Origin of the sequence: Massilia aurea (genome assembly GCF_040790145.1) — a bacterium.
Lineage (GTDB): Bacteria > Pseudomonadota > Gammaproteobacteria > Burkholderiales > Burkholderiaceae_D > Telluria > Telluria aurea_C.
This window is the reverse complement of the sequence record NZ_JBFMMP010000011.1, coordinates 108,646-131,671: the sequence shown is the minus strand read 5'-3', so window position 1 is coordinate 131,671 and position 23,026 is coordinate 108,646. Positions and strand designations below refer to the sequence as shown.

Here is a 23,026-nt window from a genome sequence, read left to right as displayed (position 1 = left end):
TGTTGCGGGAAGCACGAATACATGAAACCAATCTGGATTGTCGACGACGACGCATCGATTCGCTGGGTACTTGAAAAAGCCCTGGCGCGCGAAAGCCTGGAGACCCGCAGTTTCGCCAATGCGCGCGAAGCCATGATCGCTTTTGAAACTGACACGCCGCAAGTGCTGGTGTCGGACATCCGCATGCCGGGCGAATCCGGCATCGAGCTGCTGGCCGTGGTGAAGGAACGCCACCCGGGCCTGCCGGTCATCATCATCACCGCTTTTTCGGACCTCGATTCGGCGGTGTCCTCGTTCCAGGGCGGCGCCTTCGATTACCTGGCCAAGCCATTCGACATCGACAAGGCTGTCTCGCTGATCCGGCGCGCGCTGGAAGAGAGCCTGCGCGAAGCGAGCGTCGAGGCGCCGCCGGCCGAAACGCCCGAGATCCTTGGCCACGCGCCGGCGATGCAAGAAGTGTTTCGTGCCATCGGCCGCCTGTCGCAGTCGAATGTCACGGTCCTGATCACGGGTGAATCGGGCACCGGCAAGGAACTCGTCGCGCGCGCGCTGCACAAGCACAGCCCGCGCGCGCAGCAGCCGTTCATTGCACTGAACACGGCGGCGATCCCGAAAGACCTGCTCGAATCCGAACTGTTCGGCCACGAGCGCGGGGCGTTCACGGGCGCGCAGGCGATGCGGCGCGGCCGCTTCGAGCAGGCCGAAGACGGCACGCTGTTCCTCGATGAAATCGGCGATATGCCGTTCGACTTGCAGACCCGCCTTCTGCGCGTGCTGTCCGACGGCCACTTTTACCGCGTGGGCGGACACCAGCCGGTCAAGGCCAACGTGCGCGTGATCGCCGCCACCCACCAGAACCTCGAGCAGCGTGTGCGCGACGGCTTGTTCCGCGAAGACTTGTACCATCGCCTGAACGTGATCCGCCTGCGCCTGCCGTCGCTGCGCGAGCGCAATGAAGACATTCCGGTCCTGACGCGCCACTTCCTGGTGCAGAGCGCGCACCAATTGGGGGTGGAGCCCAAGCGCATGAGCGAGCAGGCGATGCGCTTCCTGTCCGGCCTCGAGCTGCCGGGCAATGTGCGCCAGCTGGAAAACCTGTGCAACTGGATCACCGTGATGGCCCCGGGCCAGACCGTCGAGGTCAAGGATTTGCCGCGCGACCTGACCCAGGGCCAGGCGCCGCTGGCAGGCACGGGCGTGCCGAATGTCGTGCCGCTGTCCGACGGCATCGTCGGCGCCGGTGCGCTGCCGGTAGCGGCCGGCGGCGGCGTCGTGCTGCAGGCGGCGGGTGCCCAGTCGCCCGAAGGCTGGGTCGGCCTGCTCGAGCTGCAGGCGGCCGGCATGCTCAGCGCAGGGCAGATGGACGTGATGGATATCCTTGGCCGCCAGTTCGAATCGGCGCTGATCCGCACGGCACTCAAGCACACGCACGGCCGCAAGAACGACGCCGCGATGCGCCTCGGCATCGGGCGCAACACCATCACGCGCAAGATCGTGGAGCTGGGGATCGACGGAGCGCGCGAAGAGTAGGTTTCAACGAGGGCGGGGGTGGTGTATTCTCCTGCATCGGCGCGCCGCGCCCGCTCTATCTTTCTACCTAATGCTGATTAATTGCGTCGCCTACCAGGAAGGCAAGAAGCTGTCCGATATCCCGGTCGAGGATATCAGCGAATACATCAAGTTGGACGACACCTTTGTCTGGGTCGCGCTGCGCGACCCAGGCGTGGCCGACATCACCCTGATGCAGGAAGAATTCGGCCTGCACGAACTGGCCGTCGAGGATGCGCTGCGCGGCCACCAGCGGCCCAAGCTGGAGGAGTATGGCGACTCGCTGTTCGTCGTGGTGCAGATCGTCGAGCTGGCGGGCGATGAACTGTCCGTCGGCCAGCTGTCGGTGTTTGCCGGCCCTAACTACGTGCTGTCGGTGCGGCGCGATGCCAACCAGGGTTTCCTGGGCGTGCGGGCACGCGCCGAGCGCGAACCGCACCAGTTGAAAAAAGGCGCCGGCTTCGTGCTGTATGCGCTGGTCGATGCTGTCGTCGACCGTTATTTCCCCGTGGTCGACATGCTCGAATCCGAGCTCGAATCGATCGAGGACCACATCTTTTCCATGCAGGGCAAGCAGCGCGACAACGTCGAGCGCCTGTATGACCTCAAGCGCAAGGCGCAGACGCTGCGCCACGCCGTGGTGCCGCTGATGGACGCGCTGGGGCGCCTGTACGGCGGGCGCGTGCCGGCCGTGGTGGACGAGACCCAGGAATATTTCCGCGACGTGCACGACCACCTGCACCGCATCGCCGGGCGCCTGGACGCCGTGCGCGACACGATCAATACGGCCATCCAGGTGACGCTGTCGATGGTGGCGATCGAAGAAAATGAAGTAAGCAAGAAGCTCGCGTCGTACGCGGCGATCTTCGCGGTGTTTACCGCGTTTGCCGGCGTGTGGGGCATGAACTTCGAGTTCATGCCCGAGCTGAAATGGAAGTACGGCTACCCGTTCGCGATGCTCACGATGGTGTGCGTGTGCGGCTACCTGTATCGCAAGTTCAAGCGGGCGGGGTGGTTGTAGGGTTGGTGTGCGTCGTAGGGTTGGCGGGTCCCCCGCCAACCCTACGGCTGGTGGCGGCCGCGCCGCCGGACGCCACGATCACCAGCGCGATCGCCAGCCACTGCACGCTGGTGAGGCGCTCGCCCAGCCACAAGAAGCCGGCCAGCGCCGCGATGGCCGGTCCGCTGCTCACCAGGATGCCGAACACCCGTTGCGGCAGGCGCGCCAGGGCCATCATCTCGAGCGAGTAGGGCAGGGCGGACGACAATAGCGCCACCGCCACGCCGCCGAGCAGCATGGCCGGCGTGAACAGCGCCATACCGGCATGCGCCACGCCGAACGGCACCGCGAACACGCTCGCCGCCAGCAAGCCCCAGGCCACGGCCTGGCCGCCGTTCAGGGTCGAGACGCGCTTGCCGAACACGATGTACATCGCCCAGCAGAACGCCGCCGCCAGCGCGTAGGCGATGCCGGCCGGGTCGAGCTGCGTGGCGCCGGCCACCGGCAGCAGCAGCCACAGGCCGAATCCGGCGCACACCACCCAGACAAAATCGCGCGCATGGCGCGAGGACAGCACCACGACCGCCAGCGGCCCGGTGACCTCGATCGCCACGGCGATCCCCAGTGGAATGCGCTCGAACGCGCGGTAGATGCACAGGTTCATTGCGCCGAGCATCAGGCCGTACACGAGCAAGTTGCCCACATCGCTGCGCGCCGGCCGGCCAAAGCGCCACGGGCGCACGATGCCCAGGAGGATCAGCGCCGCCAGGCCCACGCGCAGGGCGGTGACGCCTTCGCTGCCCACGGCTGGAAACAAGCCCTTGGCCCAGGCCGCGCCCGCATTGACCGACACCATCGAGGCCAGGATCGCCAGACCCGGGCCCCATGCCGCATGCCGGTCGATGGGGTTCAACGCGCGGCCATGGCCAGCGCCACCGCTTCGGCCACGCGGATGCCGTCCACGGCCGCCGACATGATGCCGCCCGCGTAGCCGGCGCCTTCGCCGGCAGGGAACAGGCCGCGCGTGTTCAGGCTTTGCAGGTCGTCGTTGTTGCGCCGGATGCGGATCGGCGACGAGGTGCGCGTTTCCACGCCGGTCAGCACGGCGTCTTCCTTGTAGTAGCCCTTGATCTGCTTGTCGAAGGCGACGAACGCTTCGCGCATCGCCAAAATGGCGTAGTCGGGCAAGGAGGTGGCCAGGTCGGTCAGGTGCACGGCCGGGCGGAACGACGGCATGACCGAACCGAACGCGGTCGACGGCACGCCGCGGACGAAATCGCCCATCAGCTGGCCCGGCGCGTCGTAGGTCGAGCCGCCCAGCACAAAGGCGCGCGATTCGAGTTCGCGCTGGAAGGCGATGCCGGCCAGCGGGTGGCCCGGGAAATCCTCGGGCGTGATGCCCACCACGATGGCGCTGTTGGCATTGCGCTCGTTGCGCGAATACTGGCTCATGCCGTTGGTGACGACGCGGCCTTCTTCGCTCGATGCGGCCACCACGGTGCCGCCCGGGCACATGCAGAAGCTGTAGACCGATCGGCCGTTGGAGGCGTGGTGCACGATCTTGTAGTCGGCTGCGCCCAGCAGCTTGTTGCCGGCGTTGGGGCCGAAGCGGCACACGTCGATCAGCGACTGCGGGTGCTCGACCCGGAAGCCAATGGAGAACGGCTTGGCTTCGACGTACACGCCGCGCTCGTAGAGCATCTCGAAGGTGTCGCGCGCGCTGTGGCCGATGGCAATGGTCAGGTGGCGCGTGGGGATTTCTTCGCCACTGGCCAGGCGCACGCCGACCACCTGGCGCACGCCGCCGGTCTCTTCGATCAGCACATCTTCCATGCGGGTCTCGAAACGGATCTCGCCGCCCAGGTTGATGATCTCGGCGCGCATCTGCTCGACCATCTTGACCAAACGGAAGGTACCGATGTGCGGCTTGCTGACGTACATGATTTCTTCGGGCGCCCCGAACTTGACGAACTCGGTCAGCACCTTGCGGCCGTGGTGGTTGCTGTCCTTGATCTGGCTGTACAGCTTGCCGTCCGAGAAGGTACCGGCGCCGCCTTCGCCGAACTGCACGTTGGATTCGGTATCGAGCTTGCGCTTGCGCCAGAAGCCGAACGTGTCGACGGTGCGCTCGCGCACGACCTTGCCGCGCTCGAGCACGATGGGGTTCAGGCCCATCTGCGCCAGGATCAGCGCGACGAACAGGCCGCACGGGCCGGTGCCGACCACGACCGGGCGCGGGGTGCCGGGAGCCGGTTTGGCGGCGTCGACGAATTTGTAGCCGACGTCGGGGGCGCGCATCACGTGCGGATCGCGCAGGTTCGCCAGCACGGCGTCGTCGTTGGCCACCGTGGCGTCGATTGAATAGATCAGGACGATCGCGCTTTTCTTGCGCGCGTCGTAGCTGCGCTTGTAGACGGAAAAGTCGAGCAGGTCGGCATCGAGGATGCCGAGGCGCGACACGATGGCATCGCGCAGGGCGGCATCCGGGTGGTTCAGGGGGAGTTTGAGTTCGTTAATACGCAGCATGGGAGTGGTTGCTGGTGAGGCAACAAAAGGGAAGACGGGCAAGGCGTTATTTTACCGCGCCGGAAGCCTTCTAGTTGGTATCTATCAAGTAAATACGAATAGTTTAAAAAATCGATATGCGCAGAATGATTTATCTTTCTTGGTATTTAATTAAATATTCTTGGTGGTTAGTCTTGTGCTGGAAATCTACCCAGAATTTTGTGGGCGCTGAACAACGAATCTACGAGAAAAATGGCGCTGAAACAGCACGCCAGATGCGCAGTAAATCGCACTGCAGCAGAGCGAGATTTGGGCTGTTTTGGTGAATGGGCGCACCACCCTGGCGCGGTGTATCGCGAGCGCAACATTGTGCGTTCGAAAAATGTCCTCCGCATACACATATGCACAAAAAGTTGTTGACGCCATAACGACTCATGCACGAACGTAGATGAGCGTTCATTTTCCCCGAGAGGGAAAAATGGCATGAACGTACCTGTGCGCAGTGCAGGTGGAACAGGGAAAGCATCGGCGCCATCAGGCTGGTCGATGCGACCAACAACAGGACTGCCACGAGCGGCCCGACACAAGAGAGAAAGCTAAATCACATGTTGAAAAAAACCGTATTAGTGCACGCACTGACCCTGGCCTTCGGTGGCGCAGTCATCGGCATGGCCGCGATGTCGCCGGCGATGGCGCAGTCCAACGCGTCCGGTTCCGTGTTCGGTACCGTTGCCCCTGGCAGCAATGTGCAGATCCAGATCGAGAATACGGACATCGGTATCCGCCGCACCCTGACGCCGGATGCGCAAGGCCGCTTCAATGCCAGCTCGTTGCCAAGCGGCGTGTACCGCGTGTCGCAGGTCCGTGACGGCGCCGTGATCGGCTCGGTCGATGTCGAGACCGGCATTGGCCGCAACGGCGAAGCGATCTTCGCTGCCGCCGCACCAGCCGCAGGCACCCAGGTGGTCCAGGTCACCGGCACCCGCGCCACGATCGACACCAGCAGCGCCGGCAGCAGCGCCACCTTCAACGCGCGCCAACTGGCTGCATTGCCGATCGGCCGCAGCGTCGAAGCGATCATCCAACTGGCGCCGAACACCACCACCGCCGACTCGCGCTTCGCTGGCGGCGCCTCGTTCGGTGGCGGCGCAGCGTCCGAGAACTCGTACTACATCAACGGTTTCCCTGTCACCAATCCGCTGACCGGCCTGGGCGCTGCCCAGCTGCCATTCGGCGCAATCGCCGAAGCGCAAGTGCTGACCGGCGGCTTCGGCTCCGAATTCGGCCGTTCGATCGGCGGCGTGGTCAACATCGTCACCAAGGGCGGCACCAACACCTGGGAAGCGGGCGGCCTCGTGACCTGGGAACCAAAATCGCTGCGCGCCACGCCAAAAGACATCTACTACGGCAACACCGGCACCCCGAACAATGCGGCAACCGACGGCACGCTGCGCCTGGCACGTGCCGAAAATACGCGCGACCAGAAAGTGTATGGCGCCTATGTCGGCGGCCCGATCATCAAGGACAAGCTGTTCTTCTTTGCATCGGCCGAGAAAACTGAAACCGAAGAAGGCCTGGTCAACGGTTTCCGCGTTGCCACCAACAATGCCGCCGTCGGCTGGCGCGAACGTGACACCAAGATCGAACGCTACATGGCCAAGATCGACTGGAACATCACCGACAATCACCGCATCGAATTCACCACGCTGGGCGACACGCCTGAAGTGAACAACTCGAACAGCGGCTTCAACTACGCAACCCGCACCCGCGTCGGCGGCGTCAGCTCGAGCTCGCGCCTGATCAACGTCGACAGCAACGGCGCCAAGATCAACACCCTGCGCTACGTCGGCAACCTGACCGACGACCTGACCGTGACGGCCCTGTACGGTCGCTCGAAGTCGCCGCACGAAAACTACTTCACCGGCTACAACCCGGACCTGTTCCAGATTGCGTCGACGGTCGACGCGCGCGCGCCTGGCTTGAACTACACCAACCCGCAAAATATCAGCGGCACGATTGCGGCCCCGGGTTCGGAAGACATCGTCGATTCGGGCCGTTTCGACGTCGAATGGCGCCTCGGCGCCCACACCCTGCGCGGCGGCTTCGACCAGACCAAGGTCGAGTCTGTTGCAGCAGGTGACCTGACTGCCGGTGGCGGCACCTGGACCTATATCCGCGCCAGCAATCCGAATGCACAGATCGAAGGTCCGCTGGGCATCCTGGTGCCGTCGCCAGCCAGCACCGGCAGCGCACTGGGCAACCAGGGCTACTACGTGAGCCGCGACCTGTTCTCGACCGTGACCAATTCGTTCGGTGAACAGAGCGCCTGGTACCTGGAAGACCGTTGGCAGGCCAGCGACAACGTCCTGCTGACCCTGGGCGTGCGTAACGAGTCGTTCAAGAACCAGAACGATTCGAAGACCACATTCCTGGAAATGAAGAACCAGTACCAGCCGCGCCTGGCCGCAGTCTGGGACGTGAATGGCGATTCGAGCTTCAAGGTGTACGCGACCCTGGGCCGCTACTCGGTGCCGATCCCGACCCACATCTCGGTGCGTGGCGCCGGCCGCTCGACCTACACGTCGCAGTACTACACCTACACCGGTACCGACGCCAATGGCGCGCCAACCGGCCTGGTGCAGCTGAGCGAGCCGCTGTCGAGCAACAACGAATTCGGCCAGGACAAGGTCGTCGAGACCTTGGCAGCGCGCAATATGGAGCCGACCTACCAGGATGAAGTGACCTTCGGCTTTGAAAAAGCCTGGTCGCCATCGCTGAACTTCGGCGCCAAGGCCATCCATCGCAAGCTGCAATCGACCATCGATGACTTCTGCGACGTGCGTCCGTTCGAGCGTTTCGCCGATGCCAACGGCATCGCGATCACCAACCCGCTGTGGGGCAACACCTGCCAGACCTTCAACCCGGGTGAAGACAACGAGTTCCTGGTCGACTTCTCGGGCGACGCGTCGAACCTGACCCAGGTGAACCTGAGCGCAGCCGAGCAGGGCTTCGACAAGCCGAAGCGTACCTACTCGTCGATCGAAGCGTTCCTCGAGCACCCGCTGCGTAGCGGCTGGTACGGCAAGCTGAGCTACGTGTGGTCGCGCAACAAGGGCAATACCGAAGGCCAGGTGCGTTCGGACAATGGCCAGTCTGACGTTGCTGTGACCTCGGCCTGGGATTATCCAGAGCTGATGGTCGGTGCCTACGGCTACCTGCCAAACCACCGCAAGCACTCGGTCAAGGCGTTCGGCTTCTACCAGTTCACCGACGAGCTGACCATCGGCGGTAATGCCCTGATCGCATCGGGTCGTCCACGCAGCTGCATCGGTAGCGCCGCCGCTCCTGGCGATTCGCCGAACTACGCGAACCAGACGTTCTACTGCGGCGGCCTGGTCCGTTCGCAAAACGTCATCACGCCACGCGGTTCGGTCGGCAGCCTGCCATGGACCCACCGTTGGGACATGAACGTGGCCTACAAGCCTAACTTCATCAAGGGCCTGCAACTGCGCGTCGACGTGTTCAACGTGTTCAACAGCCAGTCGGTTGCCAGCGTGACCGAGGCCTATAACAGCGCAGCCAACGTCAGCGGCCTGTACCAGACGCCACTGTCGCTGACCGCGCCGCGTTACGCACGTGTCTCGCTGATGTACGATCGCAAGTTTTAATTGATGCGCATGGGGGCGTAAAGCCCCCGCGTTATCCAGGCCACTCTTCGGAGTGGCTTTTTTTATGGGCGCTGCCAAAGTGTGCGAGCGGCCCGGCATGCAATTGCAAAATTCAGTGCATATCTACTGTCTATCCAGGCAATAACGGCACTATAGATCGAAATTGCATTAATTTGCCAAAGCAGGGCGTGCAGCGCCAATATCGTGCGTTAACGCACCAGTTAGGCGATTATTATTCAGCCTGCGTAAGCAATTCCAGTGGACTGTTGTTTCTATGCATACGTCGATTCTGTGTCATTGACACAAGAAGTTGCCGCGTGGTTTTATAAAAAAGCGCCTTTTGGTAGGGCAGTCATGTAGATGACTACTCTGTAAAAAAGGCAAAGGGAGAGAGAGTTGCAAATGCTGCGGCCGCAGTGATTTGCACCTGAAACCACGATTGGCAACTCCACGAGAGTCGTCGAATACAACTACAAGACAGGAAAAGACCACAATGTTGAAGAAAACCGTATTAGTGCATGCACTGGGCCTGGCTTTTGGTGGCGCAGTGATTGGCATGGCCGCGATGTCGCCGGCCATGGCCCAGTCGAATGCATCGGGCAGCGTGTTCGGTACCGTCGCCCCGGGCAGCAATGTGCAGATTCTCATTGAAAACACCGACATCGGTATTCGCCGCACCCTGACGCCGGATGCCCAGGGCCGCTTCGTGGCCAGCTCGCTGCCAAGCGGCGTGTACCGCGTGTCGCAGGTTCGTGATGGCGCCGTCGTCGGCTCGGTCGACGTCGAGACCAGCATCGGCCGCAACGGCGAAGCCGTTTTCGCCACCGCACCGACCGCAAGCACCCAGGTCGTCGAGGTGACTGGCACCCGCACCACGATCGACGCCAGCAGCGCTGGCAGCAACACGACATTCAGCGCGCGCCAACTGGCCGCGCTGCCGATCGGCCGCAGTGTCGAAGCGATCATCCAGCTGGCGCCGAACACCACCACCGCCGACTCGCGCTTCGCTGGCGGCGCCTCGTTCGGTGGCGGCGCAGCATCCGAGAACTCGTACTACGTCAACGGTTTCCCTGTCACCAATCCGCTGACCGGCCTGGGCGCTGCCCAGTTGCCTTTCGGCGCAATCGCCGAAGCGCAAGTGCTGACCGGCGGCACCGGCGCCGAGTTCGGCCGTTCGATCGGCGGCGTGGTCAACATCGTCACCAAGAGCGGCACCAACACCTGGGAAGCGGGCGGCCTCGTGACCTGGGAACCGAAATCGCTGCGCGCCACGCCGAAAGACATCTATTACGGCAACACCGGTACCCCGAACAATACGGCCACCGATGGCACGCTGCGCCTGGCCCGCGCCGAAAATACGCGCGACCAGAAGGTGTATGGCGCCTATGTCGGCGGCCCGATCATCAAGGACAAGCTGTTCTTCTTTGCATCGGCCGAGAAGACCGACACCGAAGAAGGCCTGGTCAATGGCTTCCGTGTTGCCACCAACAATGCCGCCGTCGGCTGGCGCGAGCGCGACACCAAGCTCGAGCGCTACATGGCCAAGATCGACTGGAACATCAGCGACAATCACCGCATCGAATTCACCACGCTGGGCGACACGCCTGAAGTGAACAACGTGAACAGTGGCTTCAACTACGCAACCCGCACCCGCACCGGCGTCGTCAGCTCGGGCTCGCGCCTGAGCAACGTCGACAGCAACGGCGCCAAGATCAACACCCTGCGCTACGTCGGCAACCTGACCGACGACCTGACCGTGACGGCCCTGTACGGCCGCTCGAAATCGCCGCATGAAAACTACTTCACCGGCTACAACCCGGACCTGTTCCAGATTGCGTCGACAGTCGATGCGCGCGCGCCTGGCTTGAACTATACCAACCCGCAAAACATCAGCGGCACCATCGTGGCCCCGGGCGCCGAAGACATCGTCGATTCGGCCCGTCTCGACCTCGAATGGCGCCTCGGCGCCCACACCCTGCGCGGCGGCTTCGACCAGACCAAGATCGAATCTGGCGCAGCAGGTGACCTGACTGCCGGTGGCGGCACCTGGACCTACAGCCGCGCCAGCGATCCGACTGCCGAGATCGAAGGCCCGCTGGGCATCCTGGTGCCGTCGCCAGCCAGCACCGGCAGCGCACTGGGCAGCCAGGGCTACTACGTGAGCCGCGACCTGTTCTCGACCGTGACGAACTCGTTCGGCGAACAGAGCGCATGGTATCTGGAAGACCGTTGGCAGGCCGCCGACAACGTGCTGCTGACCCTGGGCGTGCGCAGCGAATCGTTCAAGAACCAGAACGACTCGAAGACCACGTTCCTGGAAATGAAGAACCAGATCCAGCCGCGCCTGGCCGCAGTGTGGGACGTGAATGGCGATTCGACCTTCAAGGTGTACGCAACCCTGGGCCGCTACTCGGTGCCGATCCCGACCCACATCTCGGTGCGCGGCGCCGGCCGCTCGACCTACACGTCGCAGTACTATACCTACACCGGTACCGACGCCAATGGCGCGCCGACCGGCCTGGTGCAGCTGAGCGAGCCACTGTCGGGTAATAACGAATTCGGCCAGGACAAGGTCGTCGAGACCCTGGCAGCGCGCAATATGGACCCGACCTACCAGGACGAAGTGACCCTCGGCTTTGAAAAAGCCTGGTCGCCAACGCTGAACTTCGGCGCCAAGGCTATCCATCGCAAGCTGCAATCGACCATCGATGACTTCTGCGACGTGCGTCCGTTCGAGCGTTTCGCCGAAGCCAATGGCATTGCGATCACCAATCCGCTGTGGGGCAATACTTGCCAGACCTTCAACCCGGGCGAAGACAACGAGTTCCTGGTCGACTTCTCGGGTGACGCATCGAACCTGACGGCAGTGAACCTGAGCGCAGCCGACCAGGGCTTCGACAAGCCGAAGCGTACCTACTCGTCGATCGAGGCGTTCCTGGAGCACCCGTTCCGCAATGGCTGGTACGGCAAGTTCAGCTATGTCTGGTCGCGCAACAAGGGCAATACCGAAGGCCAGGTGCGTTCGGATAACGGCCAGGCTGATGTCGCCGTGACCTCGACCTGGGATTACCCCGAGCTGATGGAAGGTTCGTACGGCTACCTGCCGAACCACCGCAAGCACCAGGTCAAGGCGTTCGGGTTTTACCAGTTCACCGACGAACTGAGCGTGGGTGGCAATGCGCTGATCGCATCGGGTCGTCCACGCAGCTGCATCGGCAGCGCGGCCAACCCGGGCGATTCGCCGAACTATGCGAACCAGACGTTCTTCTGCGGCGGTGCGACCCGTGCGCAAAACGTCATCACCCCACGCGGTTCGGTCGGCAGCCTGCCATGGACCCACCGTTGGGACGTGAACCTGGCCTACAAGCCCAACTTCATCAAGGGCCTGCAGCTGCGCGTCGACGTGTTCAACGTGTTCAACAGCCAGTCGGTTGCCAACGTGACCGAGGCCTACAACAATGGCGCCAACGTCAGCAGCCTGTATCAGACACCGCTGTCGTACACGACGCCGCGTTATGCCCGCTTCTCGCTGATGTATGACCGCAGGTTTTAATTGATTTGCCGGGGGGCGTAACCGCCCCCGCATGATCCAGGCCGCTCTTTGGAGCGGCTTTTTTTTCGGGTGACATTTGGTCCCGGTGGCCTGCCACATGGCGATCACAGCAGCTCCCTACCGAAAAGCGTTGTTTTTATCCAACCGAATATCGTCCGCATCAATTTGGTGCAGCGCGTTAAATGATGTACATATCGCGTGCATATCCCGTCACCCTCAGTGCACGGCAAGCGCTATTTTGGCACCTGTTCGGCTCGCCTTAAAACCTTGTCAATACAAGGTGTTAGTCCTCTCTTTCAAATTTCTCCGGAAAATCTGACTATGCGCTCTGAATTGGTGCTGCGTTGCACCAGCTTCCAGCATCGCGTAGCGGCATGAAAATAATGTGTTGTATTTAACACTCCGCACGCTTGATGCTGTGTTGACACTTTTCTGAGCCGTATGTTTTTATGTGTTTACTTGAATAACGTTTGGTTTAACGACCAGCGAATATTGAGGCCGTTCGTCCTTCCTTAGGGATATGCATGACATATCTTGCCGTGAAATGCGATTTATGCGGTCCGTATGTTTGGACGAACAAGATTGAACCCCCTCGCTGCCGGCGCAGGAAAGCCGGGCGTGCGACCCGCATGCAGGCAAGCAGCCGGAGGGGAGGAGACCGTCGCATGTCACAAATGCGCGCCGGCGAGCCACCACTGACAAGAAAAACGCACAAGGAGAAGTACACATGATGTTGAAACTGAAGTCGATGCCATTCGCAATTGCCTGCGCAATTGCCAGCGGCGCCCTGATTGGCGCTGCACCGGCCTTGGCCCAATCCCAGCAAGGCAGCACCGAACCCACCGCGCAACGCGTGGTCGTGACCGGTTCGCTGATCAGCCGCACCAACACCGAGACGCCAACCCCGGTCCAGGTGTTGACTGCAGCCGACATCCAGAAGAGCGGCAAGACCTCGGTCGCCGAACTGCTGACTGACCTGGCGGCCAACGGCGCCGGTACCCTCGGCACCGGCTTTGCCGGCGCGTTCGCCAACGGCGCATCGGGCATCTCGCTGCGCGGCCTGACCGTCGGCGCCACCCTGGTGCTGATCGACGGCCACCGCATGGCCCCGTACCCGCTGTCGGACGATGCCCAGCGCTCGTTCGTCGATGTGTCGTCGATCCCGTTCGACGCCATCGAGAGCATCGAGGTCCTGAAAAGCGGCGCCTCGTCGCTGTACGGCTCGGACGCCATCGCCGGCGTCATCAACATCAAGCTCAAGAAAAACCTGAACGGCACCCGCATGTCGGCCGAAGTCGGCGACACGCAGCATGGCGGTGGCAAGACCAAGCGCGCCTCGATCAGCACCGGCATCGGTGACCTCGACAACGACGGCTACAACGCGTTCATCACCGCCGAATACCGCAAGCAGAACGCGATCAAGGTCGTCGACCGCGAACAATTTGGCTACGCCAACCGCGACTGGCGCGCACGTGGCGGTAACGACCTGACCCTGGGCGTTCCAACCACCCTGAACAGCTTCCTGACCCCATCGAGCAGCCCGTTCCTGTACAACCCGGCTGGCGCAGGCGGCGTCAACAACGCGGCCAACTACCAGTTCCTCGACCCGAGCTGCAACTTCACGCTGTACCGCGCCGGCGGCTGCTCGGTGCGCGATGAACTGTCGAACATTCAGCCAGAGACCGAAAACGTCAACCTGATGATCGGCATGACGAAAAAGCTGAGCGAGAACTGGGAAGTGCGCTTCAATGGTTCGATGTTCCAGCGCGAAAGCAGCAACAACCGCAACGCGACCCCGCAAGCGTTCAACCCGATCAGCTTCAACGGCACCACCACCCTGGTCAACGGTGTGCTGACCCCACGCGTGGGCGCGATCCCGAACACCACGTTTGCCGCCAACGCGCCAGTCGGCGCCAACATCACCAATCAGCTCGGCGCAGCCGCCCGTCTGTACGGCTACATCCCGGACGTCGGCGCGGCCCTGACCACCGACAACAAGTCGACTGCGACCCGCTTCTCGGCTGACCTCGTCGGTAGCGCCTACGGCTGGGACGTGAACGCTGCGATCGGCGGCACCCGCGTCAAGAGCGACCTGGACTACAGCGGCTACGTCAACCGTACCAATCTGTACAACGCGCTGCGCGCGGGCACCTTCAACGTGCTGGGCAATAACGACCCGGCCACCGTGAATGCCGTCTCGCCGCAGTTCAGCAACAAAATCGATTCGACCCTGAACTACGCCGACCTGGTCGGTTCGCGTGAGCTGCTGTCGAACTTCGGCGCCGGCCCGCTGGCCTTCGCTGCCGGTGTGCACTGGCATGAGCGCAAGCAGAATGCGCCACCGTCGAGCCTGACGTTGAACGGTTCGGTTGCCAACACGTCGGCCTTTACCATTGGCGACGAGACCAACAGCGCGGTGTTCGCCGAGCTGCAGGCCACGCCGATCAAGAATGTCGAAGTGGGCCTGGCTGGCCGTTACGACCATTACGATACCTACGGCAATTCGTTCACGCCATCGGCCAACTTCAAGTGGACGCCGATCCAGCAGTTCGGCGTGCGCGGCACGTTCGCACGCGGCTTCCGCGCACCGAACCCGGCCGAAGTCGGCAACGCAGGCTCGTTCTTCACGTTCAACGCAATCAACGATCCGATCCTGTGCGCCAATGGCAGCCAGAACACCGCCGGCAACGTGCCGACCGCGTGCGGTTTCGCGCCGCCGTACGTCCAGACCACCAACCCGGACCTGCAGCCAGAGAAATCGAAGTCGTTCACGGCCGGTATCATCGTCGAGCCGATGCGTGGCCTGAACATGACGCTGGATTACTACAAGATCCAGATCAAGAACCTGATCGTCACGCAAGCCGGTAACGATCCGAGCTTCGAGCCGACCTGGGTCCGTGGCCCGGCAGGTCCGATCGATATCGCCACCGGCGTGGGTACTGGCCGCGTGACCGGCATCCCTTCGGTCGGTCCGATCCTGTACGCAACCTCGCCGTACATCAACGCCGGCAGCACCGAGACCCACGGCGTCGAAGCGGATATCCGTTACCGCTGGCGCCTGGCCAATGAAATGGGCACCGTGACGGCCAATCTGAGCGCAGCCCACGTGTTTGGTTATGTGACCGAAGTGGCCGGCGAGTCGTATCAGCTGGCAGGCACCCAGGGCCCATCGTCGGTTGGCGGCGCCACCGGCAACCCGAAAGACCGCGCCCAGTTCACCCTCGGCTACAACCGTGGCCCCCTGGACGTGACCGCCACCGTGAACTACACGAGCGGCTTCTCGACGACCGACCCGGCGCTGGGTGCGTTCGACTGCGCCTCGACCGCGCTGGATGTGGGTGGCCGCACCTACTTCCAGAACTTCGTCCAGCCTTCCGGTTACTGCAACGTGTCGTCGTTCACGGTTACCAACCTGAACGTGGCCTACAAGGTCACCGACAACCTGACCATTCGCGGCGCGATCCTGAACCTGTTCGACAAGGAAGCACCATATGACGTCGCCACCTACGGCAACGCCGGTGCGCAAACGTCGTACAACGCCTCGCTGCACCAGCCGGGCGCAGTGGGCCGCTTCTTCAGCCTGGGCGCGAACTACACGTTCTAAGCCTGTCGCTGTCAATAAAAACCCCGCCGGCAGCGATGCCGGCGGGGTTTTTTATATGTGCTCTATCTATATATAGCGTTACACGCCTGCCCACGCCCCGGCCAACACGGCCAGCGCCGCCAGGCCCGCCGTCTCGGTACGCAGCACGCGCGGCCCCATCGACAGCGACAGCGCGCCGGCGGCAACGGCCGCGTCTTCTTCTTGGGGCGTGAGTCCGCCCTCCGGGCCGATCAGCAGCGTGACGGCCTGCGGCGGATTGGTGCGCGCCCAGCCGGCCAGCGATTCGGTGGCGCGCGGGCTGAGCAGGATGCGGGTCGTGCCAGCGCTTGCCGCCAGCCACGGCTGCACGTCCGCCATCGGCAACAGCTGCGCGAGCCGATTACGCCCGCACTGCTCGGACGCGGCCACGATCACGCCATGCCAGTGAGCCTGGCGCTTCTCGAGCCGCTCGCCCGACAGGCGCACCACGCTGCGCGCCGCCGCCAGCGGCTGGATCGCGGCCACGCCCAGTTCGACCGCCTTTTCGACGATCCAGTCCATTTTAGAGCCTTCCGGCAAGCCCTGGGCCAGCGTGACGGCGTAGGGCGCCTCGGCCTCGAGCGCCTCATGGCCGTCGACGATGGCGGTGGCGCGGCGCTTGCCGGTCTCGACCAGCGTGGCGCGGTATTGACCGCCTTCGCCATTGAACAGCGTCAGCGCGGCCCCCGGCTGGAGCCGCACCACGTGCAGGTGGTGCGCGACCGCTTCCGGGAGCTCGACGGTGCTGCCGTTGACGAGCGGCTGGGGGCAATAAAAACGCGGCATGGCACTCCTGAAATCGATATGGGCAGGCCCGCATTTTAAATCGTTGCTACATCGGTCTGGTAAAATAACGGGCTACGGCCAGCCGCAGGCCACATGCTTTCCAATCCCTGATCCCCGATCTCCATGAAATCTACGCAAACCACCACCCTGATGGCCAACGCGATCCGCGCGCTGGCGATGGACGCCGTCCAGCAAGCCAACTCGGGCCACCCGGGCATGCCAATGGGCATGGCCGAGATTGCCGTCGCGCTGTGGGACAAGCACTACCGCCACAATCCGGCCAATCCGGGCTGGATGAACCGCGACCGTTTTTTGCTGTCGAACGGCCACGGCTCGATGCTGCATTACGCGCTGCTGCACCTGGCAGGCTATGACCTGTCGATGGACGATCTGCGCGCGTTCCGCCAGATGCATTCGAAGACGCCAGGTCACCCTGAAGTGGGCATCACCCCGGGCGTGGAAACGACCACCGGCCCACTGGGCCAGGGCATCGCCAATTCGGTGGGCATGGCGCTGGCCGAATGGCTGCTGGGCTACGAATTCAACCGTCCGGGCTACGACGTGGTGGATCACTACACCTACGCGTTCCTGGGTGACGGCTGCCTGATGGAAGGCATCTCGCATGAGGTAGCATCGCTGGCCGGCACCCTCAAGCTCAATAAGCTGATCTGGCTGTACGACGACAACGGCATCTCGATTGACGGCCGCGTCGAAGGCTGGTTCACCGACGACACGCAACAGCGTTTCGAGGCCTATGGCTGGAACGTGATCCCGAAGGTCGACGGCCACAGCGTCGCGGCCATCGATGCGGCGATCGAGCAAGCCAAGACGTCCGACCGTCCAACGCTGATCTGCTGCAAGACGATCATCGGCAAGGGCGCCCCGAACCTGGAAGGCGGCGACAAAGTACACGGCGCGCCACTGGGCGACAAAGAAATTGCCGCCGTGCGCCAGCACCTGGTATGGGATCCGATCCCGTTCGACATTCCTGCCGACCTGTATGAAGCATGGGACGCGAAAGAGCGCGGCGCCCAGGCTGAAAGCGAATGGAACACGCTGTTCGCGGCCTACCGCGGCGCGCACCCAGAGCTGGCATCGGAATTCGAGCGCCGCATGAAGGGCGAACTGTCCGGCGAATTCACCAAGGCGCTGGATGCGGCGATTGCGAGCTGCATCGAGAAGCAAGAGACCATCGCCACCCGCAAAGCCTCGCAGAATGCGATCCAGGCGCTGGCTGCCAGCCTGCCAGAATTTTTGGGCGGCTCGGCCGACCTGACCGGCTCGAACCTGACCAACTGGAAAGAATCGGTGGCCGTGCGTTCGGGCATTGCCGGCAACCACATCAACTACGGCGTGCGCGAGTTCGGCATGGCGGCGATCCAGAACGGCGTGGCGCTGCATGGCGGCTTCATCCCGTTCGGCGCAACGTTCCTGACCTTCTCGGATTACAGCCGCAATGCGCTGCGCATGGCCTCGCTGATGAAGATCCGTTCGATCTCGGTGTTTACGCACGATTCGATCGGCCTGGGCGAAGACGGACCAACCCACCAGTCGATCGAGCACGTCTCGTCGCTGCGCCTGATCCCGGGCCTGGACAACTGGCGTCCATGCGACACCGTTGAATCGGCCGTGGCATGGGGCGCGGCAATCCAGCGCAAGGATGGCCCGTCGACCCTGATCTTCTCGCGCCAGAACCTGCCGTTCATGGTGCGCGACAGCGAGCAGGTGGCTGACGTGGCCAAGGGCGGCTATGTGCTGCGCGATACGCCGGATGCCAAAGTGATCTTCATCGCCACCGGTTCCGAAGTCGAACTGGCCGTCAAGGCCTTCGACGCCCTGGCCGCCGAGGGCATCGCCGCCCGCGTCGTCTCGATGCCGTCGACCGACGTGTTCGACCGTCAAGATGCTGCCTACAAGGCATCGGTCCTGACCCGCGGCACGCCGCGCGTGGCCATCGAAGCCGGCATCACCGCCTTCTGGTACAAGTACGTGGGCCTGGAAGGCGCCGTGGTCGGCATCGACACCTTCGGCGAATCGGCGCCGGCGCCAGTGCTGTTCAAGCACTTCGGCTTCACCGTCGAGAACGTGGTTGCCAAGGCCAAATCAGTTATCGCAGCGTAAGCATTCGCCAGAAGACGGACTGCCCTCACCGGACAGTCCGTTTTACTATGTTCGTTACGAAAAAAGTTTTTTTCTAATCAGGAGCCAAGCATGACGATCAAAGTTGCAATCAATGGTTATGGCCGTATCGGCCGCAATATCCTGCGCGCATTCTATGAAGGCGGCAAGAAACAGGACATCCAGATCGTGGCAATCAACGACCTCGGCAATGCCGAGTCGAACGCCCACCTGACCCGCTACGACACGGCCCACGGCAAGTTCCCTGGCACCGTCACGGTCGAAGGCGACAACATGATCGTCAACGGCGATCCGATCCGCGTGTTCGCGCAGCGCAACCCGGCCGAGATCCCATGGGGCGAGCTGGGTGTGGACGTGGTGCTCGAGTGCACCGGTTTCTTCACCACCAAAGAAAAAGCCTCGGCCCACATCAAGGGCGGCGCCAAGAAAGTCATCATCTCGGCGCCGGGCGGCAAGGATGTCGACGCGACCATCGTGTTCGGCGTGAACCAGGATGTGCTCAAGTCGAGCGATACCGTGATCTCGAACGCATCGTGCACCACCAACTGCCTGGCCCCGCTGGTCAAGCCACTGCATGACGCCATCGGCCTGGAAACCGGCCTGATGACCACCGTGCACTCGTACACCAACGACCAGGTGCTGACCGACGTGATGCACGAAGACCTGCGCCGCGCCCGTTCGGCCACGCAGTCGATGATCCCGACCAAGACCGGCGCCGCTGCTGCAGTGGGCCTGGTGCTGCCGGAACTGAACGGCAAGCTGGACGGCTTCGCCATTCGCGTGCCGACCATCAATGTGTCGATCGTCGACCTGACCTTCATCGCCAAGCGCGACACCACCGTCGATGAAATCAACCAGATCATGAAGACGGCCGCCGATGGCGCCCTGAGCGGCATCCTGACGTACCAGACCGAGCCGCTGGTGTCGGTCGACTTCAACCACAATCCGGCCTCGTCGAACTTCGACGCGACCCTGACCAAAGTGTCGGGCCGCCTGGTGAAGGTGACGTCGTGGTACGACAACGAGTGGGGCTTCTCGAACCGCATGCTCGACACCACCGTCGCACTGATGAACGCCAAGTAACGTTAGCCAGCATCACCGAACCCCGGACGCCGAATGGCCTCCGGGGTTTTTTTATATATGCACGGTTGTAGCTTAACAACGGATTTGTAAATAGTTCGTGTCGATTGCGTGCATCGTGACAACGGCTGCCGCCGTACGATCAACTCACTTGACTGATCTTTACAGCAATTTACGTGAAGTAAATACATCGAGTGTCACACGCACCGATTCCGTCTGCTCATCGCCGGATATATCGGTCTAGGTATCCGGCAATGTCGTTGCCATAATGAATCGGCGCCGGACGCCGGGCAGTGAGAGACATGCCCCGATCCGGCGCGTTCATGAATGACACTAAGGATGATCCAATGAAGTTGAACGAGAAAATGAGCGTACGTGCAGTACGCCTTGCCCTTGGCCTGGCATCGACTTTCGCCGTGGCCCATGCGGCGGCCCAGGAAGCCCCGATCCAGCGCGTTGAAGTGACCGGTTCCGCGATCAAGCGCATCAACGTCGAGGGCGCATTGCCGATCCAGACGCTGACCCAGGAAGCGATTGCCAAGACCGGCGCGACCAGCGTCGCCGAACTGATCCAGACCCTGCCGGCGATGCAGGGCTTCACCATCGGCGCCATCGCCGCCGGCACCAACTCGGGCGGCCGCGTTTCGGCATCGATCCACGACATCGGCGAAGCGTACACGCTGGTGCTGCTCAACGGCCGCCGCCTGGCGCCGCAGGGTTCGGGCAGCACGGTCAACCTGCAGGCCATCCCGATGAGCGCCGTCGAGCGCGTCGAGATCCTGACCGACGGTGCTTCGGCCCTGTACGGTTCGGACGCCATTGCGGGCGTGATCAACTTCGTCCTGAAAAAGAACCAGCAGGGCGGCGACATCGAGGCGAACTACAGCCAGCCGACCGCCGGCGCAGCAGGCGGTTCGCGCTACATCGCCGCGACCTACGGCTTTGGCGACATGGACACCGACGGCTGGAACGTGCTGGCCAGCTACCGCCGCGACGAGCAGGACCAGATCCTGTCGACCGAACGCGACTTCGCCAACACCGCGTTCCGCAAGTTCTCGCGCAACGGCACCAACTACGTCTACGACAACACCAGCACCGCATCGGTGCCGGCCAACGTCACCGTGGCGTTCCGCAATCCGGCCGGCGTCGCCGCGCTGCCATCGGTTGGCTTCTCGCCATACCTGCTGGCGAACAACAATTGCCCGACGCTGACCGTACCGAGCATCAACAACAACGGCACCACCGCGCGCAACTGCACGTTCGACTATATCCAGACCGTCGAGATGGTCCCGGAAAACAAGCGCGACAGTTTGTTCCTGAAAGGCACGAAGAAGCTGGGCGACAACTGGGAAGTCTTCACCGACATCGCCTATTCGCGCTTCGACCTGACCGCGCGCATCGCGCCGAACACCGCGCCGTTCACGATCGTGGCCGGCTCGCCGCAGTTCAATCAGTATGTCGCGCCGTACCTGAACGCGACCCAGCTCAGCCGCGTCAACACCGTCTCGGGCAACTACCGCGCCTATGACTGGGGTACCCGCGACAGCCAGACCATCACCGAGTCGAAGCACGCGGTGGCGGGCATCGAAGGCGAATTCGCCGGCTGGAACATCAACAGCGCGCTGACCTGGTCGGAAAACTCGATCGACGAGCGCTACGTCGGCGGCTACATGAAGAACGCCGAGTTCCGCAACATGCTGACCAACCGCCTGTTCGATCCGTTCGCACCGATCGGCGCCCAAAGCGCAGAGACCCAGCGACTGATCGACGACTCGGTCTTCCACGGTTCGATCCGTGAAGCCTCGACCACCCTCAAGGCGGCCGACGTACGCGGTTCGCGCGAGCTGTTCGCCCTCGGCGGCGGCGCAGCGCAGCTGGCCATCGGCGCGGACTATCGCGAGTACCACTATCAGCAGGATCCATCGGCCGATGCGGTCAATGGCGTGATCTACAACTTCAACGCGCCAGCCCAGTACGACATGAAGCGCGACAACGTCGGCGCCTTCGCCGAAGTGCTGGCGCCGCTGACCAAGCAGATCGAAGTGACGGCGGCGCTGCGTTACGACAGCATCTCGGCGATCGACAATGGCGTCACCGGCCGCACCGTCGGCACCGACCAGTCGAAGACCACGTACAAGGTCTCGGCCCGCTACCAGCCGATGCCGCAACTGCTGTTCCGCGGCTCGTACGGCACCGGCTTCAAGGCGCCTGACATGCTCAGCCTGGCCCAGCCAACGGTCAATGCCGGCTTCACGGCATCGTCGTGGGGTTGCCCGATCCAGGATCCGACCCTGTGCCGTCCAGGCACCACGCAGTACAACGTGCTCTCGACCGGTAACGAGAACCTGCGGCCTGAAACCTCGAAGCAGTTCACCGTCGGCATGCGCTTCGAGCCGTCGCCGCGCTTCTCGGCTGGCCTGGACCTGTGGGACGTGAAGATCAAGGATGCGGTCAGCGCCGTCAGCGAACAGCAGGCCTGGGCGGATACGACCAAGTTCCGCGCGCTGTTCCAGACCTACACGGAACCTGCCACCGGCAACACCTACTGGGCGTTCTTGCAGTCGTCGGTGAACATCGGCCAGGCGCACAACCGCGGCATCGACTGGGACCTGACCGGCCGCCAGCGCTTCGGTTTCGGCACCTGGACGACGACGCTGAACGGCACCTACATGCTCAAGGCCGACTACACGCGCCCGGGTACCAGCAACGAGTTCACCAACAGCCTGAACTACTTCGGCATCAACAACGCCGTCACGTTCCGCCACATCGTCCGCCTGTCGAGTTCGCTCGATACGGGCAAGCTGTCGAACTCGCTGATCGTCAACTACCGCAACGGCTACGTCGATGCGGCGGCCACCGTGCGCAACCTGGACACCGGCGTGAACGTGCCGGGCTTCCGCCTGGACGTGCCGTCGTTCCTGACGTTTGACTGGCAAGGCCGCTACGCGTTCACCGATGCCTTCACGCTGCGCGCCGGCATGAAGAATATTGCCGATCGCAAGCCGCCGCTGTCGCTGCGCGCGTCGTCGGGCCACCAGGTCGGTTTCGACCCGCGCTACGCCGATCCGCTTGGCCGTCAGCTGTACGTGACGGGTAATTACAAGTTCTAATTGCAATGTAGCAGG

The 23,026-nt window shown here is 62.9% G+C and carries 11 protein-coding genes; 8 read left to right on the top strand and 3 right to left on the bottom strand.

The features are described 5' to 3' along the window. The first annotated feature begins 21 nt into the window (after positions 1 to 21). Together ntrC and corA are read left to right on the top strand one after the other, a co-directional pair. Complete coding sequence (gene ntrC / locus AB2N08_RS15875; protein WP_367611646.1) at positions 22 to 1,530, top strand: nitrogen regulation protein NR(I); 1,509 nt, start codon at positions 22 to 24, stop codon at positions 1,528 to 1,530. Positions 1,531 to 1,600: 70 nt separating this feature from the next. Further along, complete coding sequence (gene corA, locus AB2N08_RS15870; protein WP_367611644.1) at positions 1,601 to 2,569, top strand: magnesium/cobalt transporter CorA; 969 nt, start codon at positions 1,601 to 1,603, stop codon at positions 2,567 to 2,569. Here corA and AB2N08_RS15865 read toward each other — a convergent pair. Next, a complete protein-coding gene (locus AB2N08_RS15865) occupies positions 2,547 to 3,404 on the bottom strand; it encodes an EamA family transporter (RefSeq protein WP_367611707.1) in 858 nt (285 codons plus the stop codon). The two genes, corA and AB2N08_RS15865, sit on opposite strands and share 23 nt — an antisense overlap. 53 nt (positions 3,405 to 3,457) lie before the next feature. Further along, positions 3,458 to 5,074: an NAD(P)/FAD-dependent oxidoreductase gene (locus tag AB2N08_RS15860; RefSeq protein ID WP_367611642.1), complete on the bottom strand. Its 1,617-nt coding sequence runs from the start codon at positions 5,072 to 5,074 to the stop codon at positions 3,458 to 3,460. Between the two features lie 584 nt (positions 5,075 to 5,658). On the opposite strand from AB2N08_RS15860, the gene AB2N08_RS15855 reads away from it, so the two are divergent. The 3 genes from AB2N08_RS15855 (at position 5,659) to AB2N08_RS15845 (ending at position 15,878) form a co-directional block, all read left to right on the top strand. Beyond that, complete coding sequence (locus AB2N08_RS15855; RefSeq protein WP_367611640.1) at positions 5,659 to 8,721, top strand: TonB-dependent receptor; 3,063 nt, start codon at positions 5,659 to 5,661, stop codon at positions 8,719 to 8,721. Positions 8,722 to 9,214: 493 nt separating this feature from the next. Then, positions 9,215 to 12,274, top strand: a complete 3,060-nt coding sequence (locus AB2N08_RS15850; RefSeq protein ID WP_367611638.1) for a TonB-dependent receptor — start codon at positions 9,215 to 9,217, stop codon at positions 12,272 to 12,274. Between the two features lie 727 nt (positions 12,275 to 13,001). Then, the gene (locus AB2N08_RS15845; RefSeq protein ID WP_367611636.1) at positions 13,002 to 15,878 is read left to right on the top strand and encodes a TonB-dependent receptor; all 2,877 of its coding nucleotides are present in this window, start codon (positions 13,002 to 13,004) and stop codon (positions 15,876 to 15,878) included. 78 nt (positions 15,879 to 15,956) lie between these two features. Here AB2N08_RS15845 and AB2N08_RS15840 read toward each other — a convergent pair whose 3' ends face one another. Next, a complete protein-coding gene (locus AB2N08_RS15840) occupies positions 15,957 to 16,682 on the bottom strand; it encodes a 16S rRNA (uracil(1498)-N(3))-methyltransferase (protein WP_367611634.1) in 726 nt (241 codons plus the stop codon). A 123-nt stretch (positions 16,683 to 16,805) separates the two neighbouring features. Here AB2N08_RS15840 and tkt point away from each other — a divergent pair, with 123 nt between their 5' ends. From tkt to AB2N08_RS15825, 3 genes are all read left to right on the top strand, one after another. Then, positions 16,806 to 18,803, top strand: coding sequence for a transketolase (gene tkt, locus AB2N08_RS15835; protein WP_367611632.1), 1,998 nt, complete (start codon positions 16,806 to 16,808; stop codon positions 18,801 to 18,803). Between the two features lie 90 nt (positions 18,804 to 18,893). Then, on the top strand, positions 18,894 to 19,904 hold the full coding sequence (gap, locus tag AB2N08_RS15830) for a type I glyceraldehyde-3-phosphate dehydrogenase (protein ID WP_367611631.1): 1,011 nt from the start codon (positions 18,894 to 18,896) through the stop codon (positions 19,902 to 19,904). 362 nt (positions 19,905 to 20,266) lie between these two features. Further along, a complete protein-coding gene (locus AB2N08_RS15825) occupies positions 20,267 to 23,011 on the top strand; it encodes a TonB-dependent receptor (protein ID WP_367611630.1) in 2,745 nt (914 codons plus the stop codon). Positions 23,012 to 23,026 lie beyond the last annotated feature (15 nt).

Excerpts from the sequence above, each read along its gene's own strand:
- tkt (WP_367611632.1), top strand. The coding sequence starts at position 16,806 with ATGAAATCTACGCAAACCACCACCCTGATGGCCAACGCGATCCGCGCG.
- AB2N08_RS15840 (WP_367611634.1), bottom strand. The coding sequence starts at position 16,682 with ATGCCGCGTTTTTATTGCCCCCAGCCGCTCGTCAACGGCAGCACCGTC.
- AB2N08_RS15855 (WP_367611640.1), top strand. The coding sequence starts at position 5,659 with ATGTTGAAAAAAACCGTATTAGTGCACGCACTGACCCTGGCCTTCGGT.
- corA (WP_367611644.1), top strand. The coding sequence starts at position 1,601 with ATGCTGATTAATTGCGTCGCCTACCAGGAAGGCAAGAAGCTGTCCGAT.
- AB2N08_RS15850 (WP_367611638.1), top strand. The coding sequence starts at position 9,215 with ATGTTGAAGAAAACCGTATTAGTGCATGCACTGGGCCTGGCTTTTGGT.
- ntrC (WP_367611646.1), top strand. The coding sequence starts at position 22 with ATGAAACCAATCTGGATTGTCGACGACGACGCATCGATTCGCTGGGTA.
- AB2N08_RS15860 (WP_367611642.1), bottom strand. The coding sequence starts at position 5,074 with ATGCTGCGTATTAACGAACTCAAACTCCCCCTGAACCACCCGGATGCC.
- AB2N08_RS15825 (WP_367611630.1), top strand. The coding sequence starts at position 20,267 with ATGAGCGTACGTGCAGTACGCCTTGCCCTTGGCCTGGCATCGACTTTC.
- AB2N08_RS15865 (WP_367611707.1), bottom strand. The coding sequence starts at position 3,404 with ATGGTGTCGGTCAATGCGGGCGCGGCCTGGGCCAAGGGCTTGTTTCCA.
- AB2N08_RS15845 (WP_367611636.1), top strand. The coding sequence starts at position 13,002 with ATGATGTTGAAACTGAAGTCGATGCCATTCGCAATTGCCTGCGCAATT.
- gap (WP_367611631.1), top strand. The coding sequence starts at position 18,894 with ATGACGATCAAAGTTGCAATCAATGGTTATGGCCGTATCGGCCGCAAT.